17 protein-coding genes are annotated in these 14,647 nt (G+C 71.7%); 7 read left to right on the forward strand and 10 right to left on the reverse strand.

What is annotated here, in order from left to right:
• The first annotated feature begins 227 nt into the window (after positions 1-227).
• The 3 genes from menC (at position 228) to ABDZ66_RS08530 (ending at position 2,868) form a co-directional block, all read left to right on the forward strand.
• Complete coding sequence (gene menC / locus ABDZ66_RS08520) at positions 228-1,337, forward strand: o-succinylbenzoate synthase (RefSeq protein WP_343757780.1); 1,110 nt, start codon at positions 228-230, stop codon at positions 1,335-1,337.
• Complete coding sequence (locus tag ABDZ66_RS08525) at positions 1,337-2,206, forward strand: acyl-CoA acyltransferase (protein WP_343757782.1); 870 nt, start codon at positions 1,337-1,339, stop codon at positions 2,204-2,206. The genes menC and ABDZ66_RS08525 overlap by 1 nt, the downstream gene beginning before the upstream one ends.
• A gap of 89 nt (positions 2,207-2,295) precedes the next feature.
• Entirely contained in the window at positions 2,296-2,868 is a 573-nt protein-coding gene (locus ABDZ66_RS08530) for a single-stranded DNA-binding protein (protein WP_343757784.1), read from the forward strand.
• Between the two features lie 48 nt (positions 2,869-2,916).
• Here the strand turns inward: ABDZ66_RS08530 and ABDZ66_RS08535 are convergent, their stop codons facing one another.
• The 3 genes from ABDZ66_RS08535 to ABDZ66_RS08545 all read right to left on the reverse strand — a co-directional run bounded on the left by ABDZ66_RS08535 (position 2,917) and on the right by ABDZ66_RS08545 (position 5,250).
• On the reverse strand, positions 2,917-3,393 hold the full coding sequence (locus tag ABDZ66_RS08535; protein ID WP_343757786.1) for a dUTP diphosphatase: 477 nt from the start codon (positions 3,391-3,393) through the stop codon (positions 2,917-2,919).
• Positions 3,394-3,609: 216 nt separating this feature from the next.
• On the reverse strand, positions 3,610-4,101 hold the full coding sequence (locus ABDZ66_RS08540) for a hypothetical protein (protein ID WP_343757788.1): 492 nt from the start codon (positions 4,099-4,101) through the stop codon (positions 3,610-3,612).
• A gap of 498 nt (positions 4,102-4,599) precedes the next feature.
• Positions 4,600-5,250: a metallophosphoesterase family protein gene (locus ABDZ66_RS08545; RefSeq protein WP_343757790.1), complete on the reverse strand. Its 651-nt coding sequence runs from the start codon at positions 5,248-5,250 to the stop codon at positions 4,600-4,602.
• Positions 5,251-5,368: 118 nt separating this feature from the next.
• On the opposite strand from ABDZ66_RS08545, the gene ABDZ66_RS08550 reads away from it, so the two are divergent.
• Complete coding sequence (locus ABDZ66_RS08550) at positions 5,369-5,893, forward strand: GNAT family N-acetyltransferase (protein ID WP_343757792.1); 525 nt, start codon at positions 5,369-5,371, stop codon at positions 5,891-5,893.
• Positions 5,894-6,549: 656 nt separating this feature from the next.
• Positions 6,550-7,449, forward strand: coding sequence for an arginase (gene rocF, locus ABDZ66_RS08555; protein WP_343757795.1), 900 nt, complete (start codon positions 6,550-6,552; stop codon positions 7,447-7,449).
• Positions 7,450-7,471: 22 nt separating this feature from the next.
• Here rocF and ABDZ66_RS08560 read toward each other — a convergent pair whose 3' ends face one another.
• Together ABDZ66_RS08560 and ABDZ66_RS08565 are read right to left on the reverse strand one after the other, a co-directional pair.
• Positions 7,472-8,071, reverse strand: coding sequence for a DinB family protein (locus ABDZ66_RS08560; protein WP_343757797.1), 600 nt, complete (start codon positions 8,069-8,071; stop codon positions 7,472-7,474).
• Positions 8,072-8,105: 34 nt separating this feature from the next.
• The gene (locus tag ABDZ66_RS08565; RefSeq protein ID WP_343757799.1) at positions 8,106-9,095 is read right to left on the reverse strand and encodes a tRNA dihydrouridine synthase; all 990 of its coding nucleotides are present in this window, start codon (positions 9,093-9,095) and stop codon (positions 8,106-8,108) included.
• A gap of 161 nt (positions 9,096-9,256) precedes the next feature.
• Here ABDZ66_RS08565 and ABDZ66_RS08570 point away from each other — a divergent pair, with 161 nt between their 5' ends.
• The gene (locus ABDZ66_RS08570) at positions 9,257-9,763 is read left to right on the forward strand and encodes a GNAT family N-acetyltransferase (RefSeq protein ID WP_343757801.1); all 507 of its coding nucleotides are present in this window, start codon (positions 9,257-9,259) and stop codon (positions 9,761-9,763) included.
• A 186-nt stretch (positions 9,764-9,949) separates the two neighbouring features.
• Complete coding sequence (argB, locus tag ABDZ66_RS08575; protein ID WP_343757804.1) at positions 9,950-10,699, forward strand: acetylglutamate kinase; 750 nt, start codon at positions 9,950-9,952, stop codon at positions 10,697-10,699.
• Positions 10,700-10,730: 31 nt separating this feature from the next.
• On the opposite strand, the gene ABDZ66_RS08580 is transcribed toward argB, so the two are convergent.
• From ABDZ66_RS08580 to purE, 5 genes are all read right to left on the reverse strand, one after another.
• Entirely contained in the window at positions 10,731-11,300 is a 570-nt protein-coding gene (locus ABDZ66_RS08580; protein WP_343757806.1) for a GNAT family N-acetyltransferase, read from the reverse strand.
• A gap of 43 nt (positions 11,301-11,343) precedes the next feature.
• The gene (locus ABDZ66_RS08585) at positions 11,344-11,649 is read right to left on the reverse strand and encodes a hypothetical protein (RefSeq protein ID WP_343757808.1); all 306 of its coding nucleotides are present in this window, start codon (positions 11,647-11,649) and stop codon (positions 11,344-11,346) included.
• Positions 11,650-11,712: 63 nt separating this feature from the next.
• Positions 11,713-12,861, reverse strand: a complete 1,149-nt coding sequence (locus ABDZ66_RS08590; protein ID WP_343757810.1) for a VanW family protein — start codon at positions 12,859-12,861, stop codon at positions 11,713-11,715.
• A gap of 78 nt (positions 12,862-12,939) precedes the next feature.
• Positions 12,940-14,082 carry a 5-(carboxyamino)imidazole ribonucleotide synthase gene (purK, locus tag ABDZ66_RS08595; RefSeq protein WP_343757812.1) on the reverse strand — a complete coding sequence of 381 codons (1,143 nt, stop codon included), beginning with the start codon at positions 14,080-14,082 and terminating at the stop codon, positions 12,940-12,942.
• Positions 14,079-14,618: a 5-(carboxyamino)imidazole ribonucleotide mutase gene (purE, locus tag ABDZ66_RS08600; protein WP_343757815.1), complete on the reverse strand. Its 540-nt coding sequence runs from the start codon at positions 14,616-14,618 to the stop codon at positions 14,079-14,081. The genes purK and purE overlap by 4 nt, the downstream gene beginning before the upstream one ends.
• Positions 14,619-14,647: the final 29 nt, after the last annotated feature.

Genomic DNA, 14,647 nt, shown 5'->3' on the forward strand with positions numbered 1-14,647 from the left:
GACTGGCCTGTTCTCACATCTCTTCGCCTGTCATGCTTCCCGCCTCGCTTGAGGCTCAGAAAAGATACAGGCCCCAGCTGAATCTGTCAACACCCCACTCCAGAGACTCGCTTGAGCCTTCCGCAGCGGCCGCCGGACGCGCTCCCAGCACCCGCGCGTCTCCCCCCGGCGCGCGGTCTGCACCACTGCCGGGTCCGCGCCGGGCGGCGGGGCACATACTGAACGGCATGCTGAGAATCGAAGCCGCCGAGCTGATCGTCGCCCGCCTTCCCCTGAAGTTCCGCTTCGAGACGAGTTTCGGCGTGCAGACCGAGAAGGTCATTCCGCTGCTCGTCCTGCACGGCGACGGCCTTCAGGGCGTCTCGGAAGGGACCATGGAATTCGCGCCGATGTACCGCGAGGAGACCATTGCCGGGGCGCTGAACCTGCTGCGCGAGGTGTTCCTGCCGCGCGTCCTGGGCCGGACCTTTGCGAACCCCGAGGCGCTGAACGACGCGTTGGGCACCTTCCGGGGCAACCGCATGGCGCGCGCCATGGTCGAGATGGCCGCCTGGGACCTGTGGGCGCGGCAGCTGGACGTGCCGCTGGGCACCCTGCTGGGTGGCCGCAGGACAGAGGTGGAGGTGGGCGTGAGTCTGGGCATCCAGCCGGACGCGGCCGCCACCGTGGACGTGGTGCGCCGTCACGTGGAACAGGGCTACCGGCGGATCAAACTGAAGATCAAGCCCGGCTGGGACGTGCAGCCGGTCCGGGCCGTGCGGGAGGCCTTCCCGGACATCCGCCTGACGGTGGATGCCAACAGCGCGTACACCCTGGCCGACACCGCCCGGCTCCGCGCCCTGGACGACTTCGACCTGACGTACATCGAGCAGCCGCTCGCGTGGGACGACCTGGTGGACCACGCCGAGCTGCAGCGCCGCCTCAGGACGCCGCTGTGCCTGGACGAGAGCGTGACGAGTGCGCAGGACGCCCGCAAGGGGCTCGCGCTGGGCGCGGGCGGCGTGATCAACGTGAAGGTCGCGCGGGTCGGTGGGCACGCCGAGGCGCGCCGGGTCCATGACGTCGCGCAGGCGTTCGGCGCGCCGGTCTGGTGCGGCGGGATGCTCGAAAGCGGGATCGGCCGGGCGCACAACATCCACCTGTCCACCCTGCCGAACTTCGCGCTGCCCGGCGATACCAGCAGCGCCAGCCGTTACTGGCAGACGGACCTGATCCATGAGCCGCTGGAGGCTGCCGGGGGCCTGATGCCGGTCCCGGCCGGGGCGGGCACCGGGGTCACCCTGAACCGGGAGTTCCTGGCGGGCGTGGCGGAACTGCACGAGGAGCGGCGCGACTGATGGACCACCCGAACGCGCAGGCCCGCCGGGACGCCCGTCCGTTCGTGATCCGTGACGTGACGGACCCCTGGGCCTTCCGGGCGCTGGAGCAGGTGCAGGTGAGCGCCTGGGGGTACGTGGACCGGGAGGTGCTGCCCGGCACCATGTTCCGGATCAGTGCCGTGACGGGCGGCGTCGTGCTGGGTGCGTACCCGGCGCCGGACCCGGCCGCACAGGAACCCGAGACGCAGGAACCGGTGGGGCTGGCCTTCGGCTTCCCGGCGCTGCGCGGAACGGAGCTCTGGCATCACTCTCACCTGCTGGCAGTGCATCCGGCGTGGCGGGGGACGGGGATGGCAGTCGCGCTGAAGCTGGCGCAGCGGGCGCGGGCGCAGGCGCAGGGGTTGACGCGCATGACCTGGACCTTCGATCCGCTGGTGGCGCGGAACGCGCGGCTGAACCTGGGGAAGCTGGGGGCCGTGGCGCGTACGTACCTGCCGGACTGGTACGCGCTGGACGGGGACCGCGCGGCGGCCTTCCCGGCGGACCGGCTGATGATCGAGTGGGACCTGACGCGGCCGCACGTCGCGCGGCCTGCCCCGCGTCCCGGCGGACCGGCAGCGCTGGCGGCCCTGGCCGGGGGGGTGGCGCCGGGGCCGGCGGCGCTGGAGCTGGTGGCGGCGCAGGTGCTGGCCGAGGTGCCGACCCGCCTGGAGTCGCTGGATGAGCCGGTGCGCCGTGCGTGGCGTGGGGCGCTGCGGGAGGTGCTGGGCTGTTACCTGTCGCGCGGGTACGTGGTGACCGATCTGGCCCGTTCGGGGGAGCGGGCGTACTACGTGCTGACGCGGGAGGGGGCCGGTGGCGGGTCGGGGATGGAACAGCCGGGTTGAGGGGTAGCCGGGACTCGCCCCACCGTGTTATGTTATTTACGTAAGAACCGGAGGGGGTTGCCCTCCCCCACCACGCCACAGGAGGCCCCATGCTGCACATCGAATTTACCACCGATCTCGGAGCGCGCGTCACGGTCGACGTCGAGACCCCCGCGCAACTCCTCGACACCCAGCGCCACTACGGCCGCCTCGGCTGGACCAGCGGCGACGTCCCCAGCGGCGGCTACCAGTTCCCCCTCGAGAACGAGAGCGACTTCGACTGGCACCTGATCGGCGCCCGCAAATGGACCAGCCCCGACGGCGAGGAGCTCGTCATCCACCGAGGTCACGCCTACCGCCGCCGGGAACTCGAGGCCGTGGACAGCCGCAAGATGAAACTCCCGGCCGCCGTGAAGTACTCACGCGGCGCGAAAAGCACCGACCCCGAACACGTCCGGGAAAAATCCGACGGCGAATTCGAGTACGTGACCCTCGCCATCTTCCGCGGCGGAAAACGCCAGGACCGCTACGCCACCCCCCGCCCGGGACAGGGCCAGCCCGCCCCGTCCCGCCCGGCCCCACACCCCGGCGCCACCCGGACCCCCGCGCCCCAGCCGGCCCCGGTCACCCGGCCCGCCGCGCGCCCCACCCCGGTCACCCCCGAAGACGAACCCCCCTTCTGATCCCGACCCGGAGAGCAGCGCTCCGGGCGGGAACCTGCCCCGGCAGCGTTACCCGCCGCCTTCCAGGGCCGCCCGCTGCCGGCTCAGGACGGCGCGCACGTTCGCGGGCTGCCAGCCCGGCGGCTTGAGCAGCTTGCCGTCCGCGCGGACCGGACCGGACACCTTGGTCATGTTCGCGCGGTGAACCTCGGCGAACACGGCGTCCGCGTCCACGCCCAGCCGGTCCAGCGCGCCGTACGTCACGTACAGCAGGTCCACCAGTTCATGCGCCAGCGGCGTCAGGTCCTCGGGCGGCACCGGTTCGCCCTGGCGCACCCGGCGGTCCAGGGCCTCGAACTCGGCCTCGGCCTCCCCGAACTCCTCGCGGATCAGGGCGCGGCGCAGCGCCAGCAGCCGCCCGTCCGGCACGGTCGGCCCGGCCGGCGGCACCTCACCGATCGCGTCATGAAAGGCCCGCAGGCGCCGGGCGTTCGAGACCGGCTCGGCAGGGTGGACGGGTGCGGGATCCGGAGCGGCAGGCGTCATCCACCCAGACTACCCAGTCCGGCCGCGCCCCACCCCCCGGTCACACCGGGAGGTCTCATACGGATTCCGATTGAATGGGCTGCAAAGCCCGCTGGGTCCGAGCGGATGCGACTCGGAGAGCTGCCCCGCAGAGGAGGAGCAACAGCGGGCTGCCGGACGTGGAGCCGGCCATCCGGTGAAGTTCCGGATGGTCGGCGAAACAAACGGCAGTCCGTATCAGGGCCGCAGCGACCCGCCGCGCAACCCCGCGTCCGTGATGCGCAGCGGCGCCGCCCACACCCGGCCGCCAGTCTGCACGTCCAGCGTGACGGGCAGGGTCACGGTGCGGGCCGCGCAGGTCTGCAGGGCCACGCCGCAGCTGAACAGCAGCGCCCGCAGCTGCGCGGCGTAGCGGCCGGCCGGCGTGCCCCCGGGCACCCGCAGCGGCAACAGCAGGGGCGCGACCTGCGCGTAGTACCCGCGCCGCGCCGGGTGGGGCCGGCCCTGCGGCGCGGCGCTCACCTCCTCCCAGGGGGTGGTCAGGGTCAGGCGGTTGGGAGCGGCCGCGTTGATCAGGAACGCCCGCAGCGGGAACTCGACCGTCAGGAGGGCCGCGGCCTGGGCGGCCGGGCGGGCCGGCTGGCTGCCCGCCGTGCCGGTCAGGCCCGCCACGGTCAACAGGACCGCCGCGGTCAGGCGGGGCGCCCGGGGAGTGTGCGTTCCGGTCATGTCCGGCAGCATAGCGGCCCCCGCCAGGGAGAACGGCCGGAACAAGGGTGCCGGCCGTTCAGTGGTGTGCGTTGTTGTGGGTGCCGCCCTGCTGGGTGCGGGTGGTGGGACTCGAACCCGCCTGTTGCCTGCCATTGGCCCGCTCGCGCGCCCGTTGGTGAAGAGGTGGGCGTCTCCCTCTGGCCTGATCGCTGAAGCACGGGCCAACCCCGCGGGGGGGCTGTGCGTGCCGGTCACGACCTCACCAGGCCGAGGCCGAGTATGCCCGTCGGATGTCAGGCGCACATGTGCCGAATGCACACCCGCCCTTAAGCGAAAGAGCGTGCCAGCGTTCATTCAGCGTGACCCCCCTCACCTTGTGAGCCAGTCACGCCCACACAGGACCTGTGGCCCGGCCGCCGGTCCGCACGGCCCCGCGCTTCATGCGCGGGGGGGGCCAGGTGGAGTCCCCGGCACCCCTGGAGCCACCGGCGCGGCGCCCCGCTGGCCTGCCCCCGTTCAGAGGTCCAGCAGGCGGTAGCCGTAGGCGTTCACGACCCGCGCGCCGCTGACCGGGTCGCGGTACTCCAGCTTGCGGCCCTCGTACTCGTGGATGTGGCCGTGCACGACCAGCCGGGGGTGCCGGCGGGCCATGAACCGCGTGATGCTCTGACAGCCGCGGTGGGCGTAGTCCGTGCCCGCGTGCGGACCGGTCGGTGGGGCGTGCGTCAGCAGGATGTCCACGCCACGCCGCGCCAGCCACGCCAGCCGCGCCAGGCCCAGGCGCGCCTGGGCGTCCGTGTACTGCCCGTGCCCCGTGTCCCGGTAGCGGGGGGCGCCGCCCCAGCCGGCGACGCGCAGGCCGGCCTCCTCGACCACGCGGCCGTGCGCGGCGATCACGCCGCGCGGCGGCACGCGCCGCTCTCCCTCGGTCACGAACTCGTTCTCGTGGTTGCCGTGCACGTACACGACCGGCACGGTCATCTTGGTGGCCAGGAACTCCAGGTAGTAGCCGGGCAGGTCCCCGGCGGCCAGCACCAGATCCACCGGCGGGACACCCTGCGGGAAACCCTCGCGGTACACGAAGGGATGCACGAAGTCCGCCAGCAGCATGAGGCGTCTGCCCGCGGGTTCAGGGGCGTGGGGGTGGGGGTCGGGGGCGTGGGTCATGACAGCGGGGTGAAGCGGGAGGGGGTGAGGCCCCGAGTCTAGCCCGGCGCCGGTCCAGCTGTCCGGGCCGTCCGGGCCGGCGCCGGTCAGAGTCCGTTGGCCAGAGTACGCTGGTCGGGTGCCTGCGCTCTTGAGCCCCCGTTTACTTCTGCTGCCCCTGCGCCGTGCGGTGCTGGAACGCCGCCTGTCGGGCGCCGGGTTCTCCCTGCCGCTGCCCACGCCCGGCGGCCCGCAGAGCGTGTACTTTCCGCCGGAATGGCCGGGTGATCCGCTGCCGCTGTTCCCGGTGCTGCTGGCGGAACTGGTCGGCGCGCAGGACGAGGTGGACGGCACGTTCGTCCTGGTGCACCGGGGCCACCTGAGTGCGCTGGGGCAGCTGGGCGTGAAGGGCGGCGTGAACGGGCAGGGCGAGCAGGAGATCGGGTACGGCCTGACGCCCGAGGCGCGCGGGCGCGGCTACGCCACCGAGGGGGTGGGGGCGCTCGTGACGCACCTGCACGGGACAGGCGTGACGACCGTGACGGCGCAGACGGCGATCACGAATCCGGCCAGCGGCCGGGTCCTGCAACGGACCGGGTTCCGGCTGGTCGGCACGGCCCACAGCGAACAGGACGGCCCGCTGAATCTCTGGGCGCACACCTGATGGGATTCCGTCTGTTTCGCCGACAATCCGGAACCCGTTCCTCTCCTTCTCGCATCCGCTCGGATTGAATTGAACAAGAGTTTCCGCGTCCCTTGGAGGCGTGTGCCACACGACGTCATGAGGGTGCAGAGGAAGAGAAATGTCGGTCAGCACGTCATTTTCCCCGTTGCGTCCTGGAGGGAATTTTTGGCCGTGACCTGCTCTTCTCTGCCTGAACAGCCCGAAACCGAGCGTCTGGCGATCGAACAACGAGAAAGCGAGAAGCATCGGATGTCGTGTGGCGCGGAGTGCAGGGAACAGAAACTCGCAGAACGCTGTGCTGACCGATAAAAACCTGCGCATGGGAGTGGCGGGCAGCGTCCTGGCGCGCATCTTGTGCCGCGCGGAAACTCTTGATTGAACGGTTCTGGTCACCCGTTCAGTCGGAGTCCGTGTGCTACGCACGCCGGTGGAATGGTGTTGGCAGACCGTTCCATCCGGGCGGCCTCGCACAGCTGCGACGCAGAGCGAGTGGGAGCCCTGCGGCGGGGGCGGGCGGCATGGGCCGGCAGCATGAATATTCACCTGAATACTCGCGCGGCGCGGCTGGGTCACGCAGACCGGAAATAATGTTGCAGCCGCAAGGCATACGCCCCAGCGGCCCTTAAGCTGGGTGCATGAACATCTCGATTCTCGGTATTCCCATGGATCTCGGTGCGGGTCGGCGCGGCGTGGACATGGGCCCCAGCGCCCTGCGCAACGCCCACCTGAGCCGCGCGCTGCGCGACCTGGGGCACACGGTCCATGACCTCGGGGACGTGCGCGTGGCGCTGCCCGAGAGCGTCGACAAGCACGAGGAGGGCGGCCTGGTGTTCCTCGATCCGATCCTGGAGGCCTGCCGGGCGGCTGCCGAGCAGGTCGCCGCGCTGCCGGAAGGGACCTTCCCGCTCACGCTGGGCGGCGACCACAGCGTCAGCATGGGGACCGTGACCGGCAACGCCCTGCGCGGCAACCCGGCCGGTGAACGCACGGGCCTGATCTGGGTGGACGCCCACACCGACTACAACACCCCCCAGAGCAGCCCCAGCGGGAACATTCACGGCATGCCCGTCGCGCACCTGACCGGTCTGGGAGACGGGCGCCTGAGCGCACTGGGCGGCGGGTGGCACATGCGTCCCGAGGACATCGTCATGATCGGCATCCGCAGCGTGGACACCTTCGAGCGTGACCTGCTGCGCGAGGCGGGCATCAAGGCGTACACCATGAAGGAGGTGGACCAGCTGGGGATCACCCGCATCCACGAGGAGACGATGGAGCGCCTGGGGCACCTGAAGCGCCTGCACGTCTCCTTCGACGCGGACGCCCTGGACCCCGGCGTGTGCCCCGGCGTGGGCACGCCCGTCCCCGGCGGCCTGACCTACCGCGAGGGGCACCTGCTGATGGAACTGCTGAGCGAATCGGGCCGCGTGACCAGCATGGACATCGTGGAGGTCAACCCGATCCTGGACACCCGCAACCAGACGGCCGAGGTCATGGTGGGCATGGCCGCCAGCCTGCTCGGCCAGCGCATCCTCTGACCCGCAGGGACGGCCCGGCGGCCTACAGGTCGGCCGGGTCTTCCAGGCCCAGGTCCTCGCTGCCCGGCCCGTCGCTGGCCAGGTCGGCGTCCGGCGCGCCGGCCTGGCCGGGCGTGGCCTGCGGCCGCGCGAAGCGCATGTAGTCCAGCCACGGGGGGGTGTGGCCCAGCTGGCGGATCATCAGGCTGATCTGCGCGGTGTGGCGGACCTCATGGGTCATGACGTTCCACAGCAGCTGGTCCAGGGTCACGGTGTCGCTGGCGGGGTCGTCCTGCACGAGTTTCACGCTGCGGTGCAGGTCGGGTTCGCTCGCCAGGAACGCGGTGGTGCGGCCGTTGACCTCGCGGCCATACTCCAGGATCCAGTTCAGGTCGTACTGCTGCGCCTGAGGGCGCACCCAGTCGTGCGGGTACTGCCCCTGCACACTGTCGCCCAGCACGATGCCGTGGACCCAGTGGTCCTCGACGTCCGTGACGTGCAGCAGCAGATCCTTGATGCTGTGAAAGCGGTCGCCGCTTTCGATCAGGTCGCGGTCAAGGTCGGCCGGCGGCAGCGCCCGCAGGAAGTTCCACAGCTGGGCTCGTGCGGCAGACAGGTAGGAGTAGTACTCGCGTACATTCATGAATGACTCACAGTATACCCGTTCGGGAGGCCTGTCAGGCCGGCAGGTTCAGCGGCGCCGCCCGACCGGTGTCCGGGCGTGACAGCAGCGGACTCAGGACGCGCCGCACGTCCTCGACCGTCACCACCTGCACCAGCTCGTCGCGCAGGTGCGGGTAGTCCGGCAGGTACTGCGGCAGCACCTTGCGCAGCGGCCGCAGCGTCAGGCGGCCCGAGTCGTCGTTGTAGAACTGCGTCTGCAGCTCGGCGTGCCGCAGCGCCGTGAGGGCGCGGGTGCGGGCGTCCGGCAGGTCGTCCTGACCGCTGGCAAGTGACCGGAAGATCCAGGGGTTCCCGACCGCGCCGCGCCCGATCATGACGGCCGCCACCCCGCAGCGCTGCCGCTCGCGGGCCTGGGCGGGCGTCAGGATGTCGCCGCTGCCCACCACGGGCACGCGCACGCTGGCCGCCACGCGCGCGATGGCCTCCCAGTCGGCCTGACCGGTGTACCGCTGGGCGCTGGTGCGGCCGTGCACGGTGATCAGCGCGGCCCCGGCGGCCTCCAGGCCCTGCGCGACCTCCACGCTGCGGTCGTGGTCCCACCCGAGGCGGATCTTGGCGCTCACGTCCAGGCGGGTGGCCTGCCGCATGGCGCTCACCAGTTCATAGGCCACTTCCGGCGTCTGCAGCAGGCACGCGCCGCCCTTGCCGCGGATCTTCGGGACGGGGCAGCCCATGTTCAGGTCGATGGCGGCCGGCTGGAACCACGCCTCGGCGCGCGCGACCGCGCCGGCCAGCACGTCACTTTCCGCACCGAACAGCTGCACCACGCGCTCCTGCTCGCCCGGGTACGGGCGGCCCAGGTTGAGTTTCTCGGTGTCGCCGCCGCCCATCAGGCCGCGCGCGCTGATCATCTCGCTGACGGTCCACAGGGCGCCCTGCTCGGCCGCGAGTTGACGCATGGGCGCGTCACTGTAACCCGCCATGGGAGCCAGGACCGCGCCGGGACGGGCGAGTCGGGAAGCGTAGAAACCGGGAGCGCTCATCCGGCGAGGGTAGCGCACCCCCCCGCCCCACAGGGTGAACCGAGCCTGAATTCCCCCGGCGGCGGCATTCACCGCGCCCTGACGGGCGCGCGGTATGCTGCCCTCAGTCCGGCATTCCTGCAACTGCTCCGCGCCCACCCTGCCGGATGGGAGGCTTCACCTTGAACGTAACGCCGCTGGCGCTGCATCACGCGCCGCTGCTTCACACGCTGTACTCGTCCGCCCCCGGTTACTTCGCCCTGATCAGCACGCGCGTGCCCTCGGCCAGCGAGGTGCAGCGGGACGTGGAGATCGCCCTGCTCGACCCGCGCCGCTCGCTGGAACTGGTGTACGACGATCACGGCGAACTGGTCGGCAGCCTGGACTGCAAACGCGATTACCCGGAACCCGGCGACCTGACCATCAACCTGCTGCTGATCCGCGAGGACCGGCAGTCGCAGGGCCTCGGGGAACAGGCGGTGCGGCACCTGGAGACGCACGCGCCGCCCGGCACGACCCGCATCCTGGCGAGCGTGCTGGGCGACAACCCGCGCGGCGCGCGCTTCTGGGAGCGGCTGGGGTACTCGTTCACGCTGGACGCCCGGCCCGTCATGAGCTGGTACGCCAGACCCCTGAGCCGCCCCCCGCTGACCGGCCCCGGCGCACCCCTGACGGTCGCGAGCGACTGATACGGACTCGGATTGAATGGTCTTTGCATCCCATTCAATCCGAGCGGATGCGAGTAGGAGAGAAACGGATTCCGGACGTGGAGTTGGCCGATCGGTGGTGTTCCGATCTGTCAACGAAATAAACGGAATCCGTATGATCCGCACTCCGGACGCCTGCGCAGGCCGCGCACGCCGTACACTCGGGACGTGATCGTCAAGTACGGCGGGAATGCCATGAAGAGCCTGGAGTTGCGGCGCGCGGTCGCCGCCGAGATCGCGGCCCTGCGCGCCGAGTACCCGGTCGTGGTGGTCCACGGGGGCGGCCCGGTCATCGAGCGGGAACTCGCGGCGCGCGGCGTGCCCAGCGAATTCCGCGGCGGGCTGCGCGTGACGACCCCGGACGCCATGGACGTGGTCGAGATGGCCCTGTGCCAGCTGAACAAGCAGCTCTCGCAGGACGTGGGCGGCGCCGTGGGCCTGATGGGCCGCGACAGCGGCCTGCTGCGCGCCGAGGTCCTGGACCCCGGGCTGGGCCGGGTGGGCCGCGTGACGGACGTGAACGCCGCCCTGCTGCGCACCCTGCTGGGGGCCGGGATCACGCCCGTGCTGGGCTGCGTGGCGGTCGGCCCGGACGGGGACGCCCTGAACGTGAACGCCGACACCGCCGCCGGGGCCGTGGCGGGCGCCCTGAACGACGGCGTGGTGTTCCTGACGGACGTGGACGGCGTGTACCGCGCCTACCCCGACCCGGCCAGCCGCGCCGCGACCCTGACCCGCGCCGAGGTCGACCAGGGCGTCGCGCAGGGCTGGATCGCGGGCGGCATGATTCCCAAGGTGCGGGCCGCGCTCGACGCGCTGGACCGGGGCGCGCCGTTCGCGGTGATCGCCAGCGGCATGCAGGCCGGGGTGCTGGCCGCCGCCGCGCGCGGCGAGGCCGGCACGCGCATCACGCCCTGATCCTCCCCCCCTGCGTTACCGCACCCCTGCGCTACTGCACCTTCGAGAAGATCAGCGTGTCGCGCAGGCGCGTGTGGTCGCGGGGGTCCACGTCGTCATTCACGAGGTGCGCGTCGAGGGTGTAGCCCAGCGCGGCGGGAATGCGGGCGCTGCGTTCATTGGCGGGATCGCAGCGGATCTCCAGGCGGCGCAGGCGCAGGGTGTTCAGGGCGAGGTCCGTCAGGACCTGCGCGACCTCGCGGGCGTACCCGCGCCCGGTGTGGGGCGTGGCGATCCAGTACCCGATCTCGCCGCGGGGAACCAGCCAGTTCAGGGCGTGGTAGCCGCTGCTGCCGATCAGTTCGGTGCCGCTGGCGTTCCAGACGTGGTAGCGCAGGTTCTCGCGCGTGTCGAACTTCTCGGCGGCTGCACGCAGGTTCTCGCGTGAGGCGTCCTCGGTCATGGGGTGCTGCGCCCAGTGCATCCAGCGCTGCAACTCGGGCAGCGAGGCGTTCACCGCTCCGACCAGGGCGCGGGCGTCGGCCGGGTCGGGGCGGCGCAGCAGCAGGCGCCCGGTGCGCACTTCATCGGGAACGGCGTTCAGGGCGTCGGCAGTGACCATGCCCGGCAGTGTAGCGGGCCGCGCCCCGCCCGCCCCGGACCCTTCAGCGGGTGGGGGCGGGACGGCGCGCGGTGACGTCCAGGTACGCCAGTCGCATCAGCTGCCAGCGTTTCATGCCCGGGAACTGCCGGGCCTTGCCGCTCACGCGGCGTTCCAGGGCCGCGCGGTTCCCGTGGCAGGCGGCCAGCAGCCGCGCTTCCCAGTACACCTCCTGTGCGCCGTCCCGCCGGGTGGCGCCCGACGCGACCGCCGGCCGGCGTGAGGCCGCTTCCCCGCCGAACACCTGCCCTGCCAGCGCGAGCACCGCCGCGCCGCCCACCAGTCCCAGTCCCAGAGTTGTGAGGATCACCCGCCCAGCCTACCTGACCGGTCCGGACGACCGACAACGAATTTCGCACAGTCCGGGGCCGGTCTATTTCAGTCGGGGGTCGCCGGGCCTCACGCCGTACACGGCGCCCCAGGGTTTGTAGACGCTCCTGAGGGTGTCCCTGCTGACGACCTTGCCCTTCACCTTGACCGTGCGGGTGATGACGCTGGTCATGCCCTGCATGGGCTGGTCGAGCAGGCGGCGGCCACCGGGCGCGACGCGGTCGTCGGGGGTGTAGCTGGGGTTGGCGGGGGCCCTGAAGTCGGTGATGACGGGTCGGCTGACGGTCACGGTGCGGCCGGTGTTCGCGCCGAACACGTCGAAGCGCAGGGTCTGGGCGCGGGTGTCCCAGCCCGCCTGGATGAACAGGTGCTGGCCGGTGTCGTTCTTCATGCGCAGGTTCTTGCTCGGGGCGTACACGGTGGCCTCGTAGCCGACAGGGTCGTAGTACTTCACGCGGTGGCTGTGCTCGTGGCGTTCGGTGATGGGCAGGCCCGCCTGGTACAGCGCGCGGAAGACAGTCGTGCTGACCTGGCAGATGCCGCCGCCGTCCTCCTTGCTCAGGGTGCCGCCGCTGATCACGAAGCCCTTCACGAAGCCGGTGCTGGCGTCGACCTGACCGATCTCCTCGTTGAAGTTGAATTCGTGGCCGGGCGCGATGAAGAAGTTGTCCAGTTTGCCCGCGCCGACGAGGATGTTCTTCTCGCGGAAGTCGGGACTGCCCGCGTAGCTGCTCGTGCCGGTCGCGACGTGCCACAGCACGCCCCGCTGCGCGAGGAGCTTCACGTTGCGGTCGGGCACGGCGCGCCTGACCTCGACCTGCGCGGTGTCCTTGCCCGCCAGGATGGCTTTCAGGAGGTTGGCCTTGGTGGCGGCGCGGTCCAGGGTCCAGCCGGTCTGGTCGGTGGCGACCCAGCTGCCCTTCACGTTGCGGAACACGGCGGGTTTGGGCTTGCGGGCGTTGATGTCCTTCTCCATCCGGTCGAGGATGGGCGTGATGGTGGTACTCAGGCGCCCCACCTTGCGGGACGCCTGCACCCCGGCGGTCGGCACCGGCCAGGACTTCACGATGGGCGTGGTCTTCAGCTCCCCCTTGCGGATGGTGCTGACCTCATCTTTCAGGATCAGTTTGAAGTCGGCCGCGTGCGCCGAGGCGACCAGGGCGAGGGTCAGGGTGGTCAGGAGACGCTTCACGGTCCTCAGCGTAGGCAGCGCCGCCTGACGGGCTGTGAGGCGAGGTTGCGCGAACCCTGACCTGCCTTTACGGCGCGCTTAGGGAACCAGGGGGGCCAGCGCCGCGAGCCGTCCGCGCAGGGTGGCCGCATCCGGCGCGACGAGGTTCACGTGCCCCACCTTGCGCCCGTGGCGGTGCGCCTTGTGGTACAGGTGCACGCGCGTGCCGCTCATGGCGTCGATGGCGGCCCAGTCGGGTTCCAGGGGCTGCCCGTCCGGGCCGTCCACGCCGACCACGTTCAGCATGGCGGTGGGATGCAGCGGCGCCCAGTCGGCCAGCGGCAGGTCCAGCACGGCGCGCACCTGCGCCTCGAACTGGCTGAGGCCGCCGCCGTCCTGCGTGAGGTGCCCGCTGTTGTGCACGCGCGGCGCCACCTCGTTGACCAGCAGGTCGCCGCCGGGCAGCACGAAGAACTCCAGGGTGATCAGGCCCTCCAGCGCCCAGGCGTCCGCGACGGCGCGGGCCAGCTCGCGGGCGCGGGCCCCGGTGCCGTCCGGGACCTGGGCGGGGTACACGCTGGTGCGCAGGATGCCGTCCCGGTGAACATTCTCGACGAGCGGCCCGAAGGCCACCTGCCCGGACGGCGTGCGTGCCACCGCGAGGCTCACCTCACGCTCGAAGGTCACGAAGCCCTCCAGCACGCACGGTACGCGGCCCAGGGCGTCCCAGGCGGCCCGCAGCTCGGCGTCGCTGCCCACGCGGGCCTGTCCCTTGCCGTCGTACCCGAGTTCGCTGGTCTTCAGGATGCCCCGGCCCCCGACCCGCGCCAGCGCACCGTCCAGGTCTCCCTCGGCCTCGATGACCTCGAAGGGCGCGGTGGTCGCCCCGGCGTCCCGCAGGGCCCGTTTCTCGCGGGCGCGGTGCTTGCTGCGGGCCAGCAGCGACCCTGCCGGGCGCACCGGCACGCGGCCCTCCAGCGCGGCGAGCGCCTCGACGGGAATGTTCTCGAATTCCAGCGTCACGGCGTCGCACGCGGCCAGTTCGTCCAGCCCGGCCGGGTCGGTGTACGGGGCGTGCAGGTGCCGGGCGCACAGCCGCGCCGGGGCCTGCGGGTCGGGTTCCAGCACGGTCACGCGCACGCCCAGCGGCAGCGCGGCCAGCGCGAGCATCTGCGCCAGCTGCCCGCCGCCCAGGATGCCCAGCGTCAGGTCGCGGCCCAGCGTGGTGCCTGGCGTGGTCATGCCTCGCCCGCCTGCGGGTGCCCGTCGAAGAACGGATCGTCCAGCACGCCCTGCGTCTGCGCGGCACGGAAGGCGTCCAGGCGGGCGCCCACCGCCGCGTCGGTCGTGGCGAGCATCGCGGCGGCGAACAGCGCGGCGTTCTTCGCGCCCGCCGCGCCGATCGCGAAGGTCGCCACGGGAACCCCGGCGGGCATCTGCACGATGCTCAGCAGGCTGTCCTGCCCCGACAGGGCGCGGGACTGCACGGGCACGCCCAGCACCGGCACGCGCGTGAACGCCGCCAGCATGCCCGGCAGGTGCGCCGCGCCGCCCGCGCCCGCAATGATGCACGCAAAATTCAGCCGCTCGGCCCGCGCGCCGTAGGTGGGCAGCAGCGCCGGGGTGCGGTGCGCGGACAGCACCCGCACCTCGTACGGCACGCCCAGGTCCCGCAGGACGTCCAGCGCGCCCCCCATGGTCTCGAAATCGCTGCGGCTTCCCATCACGACGCCCACCCGGGGGGCGGCCTGGACTGCAAGATCGTTCACGGCCCGCATCCTACCCGGCCCGGCCGGGTCCGCGCGTC

Source organism: Deinococcus depolymerans, assembly GCF_039522025.1.
In the GTDB taxonomy this organism is placed as follows: domain Bacteria; phylum Deinococcota; class Deinococci; order Deinococcales; family Deinococcaceae; genus Deinococcus; species Deinococcus depolymerans.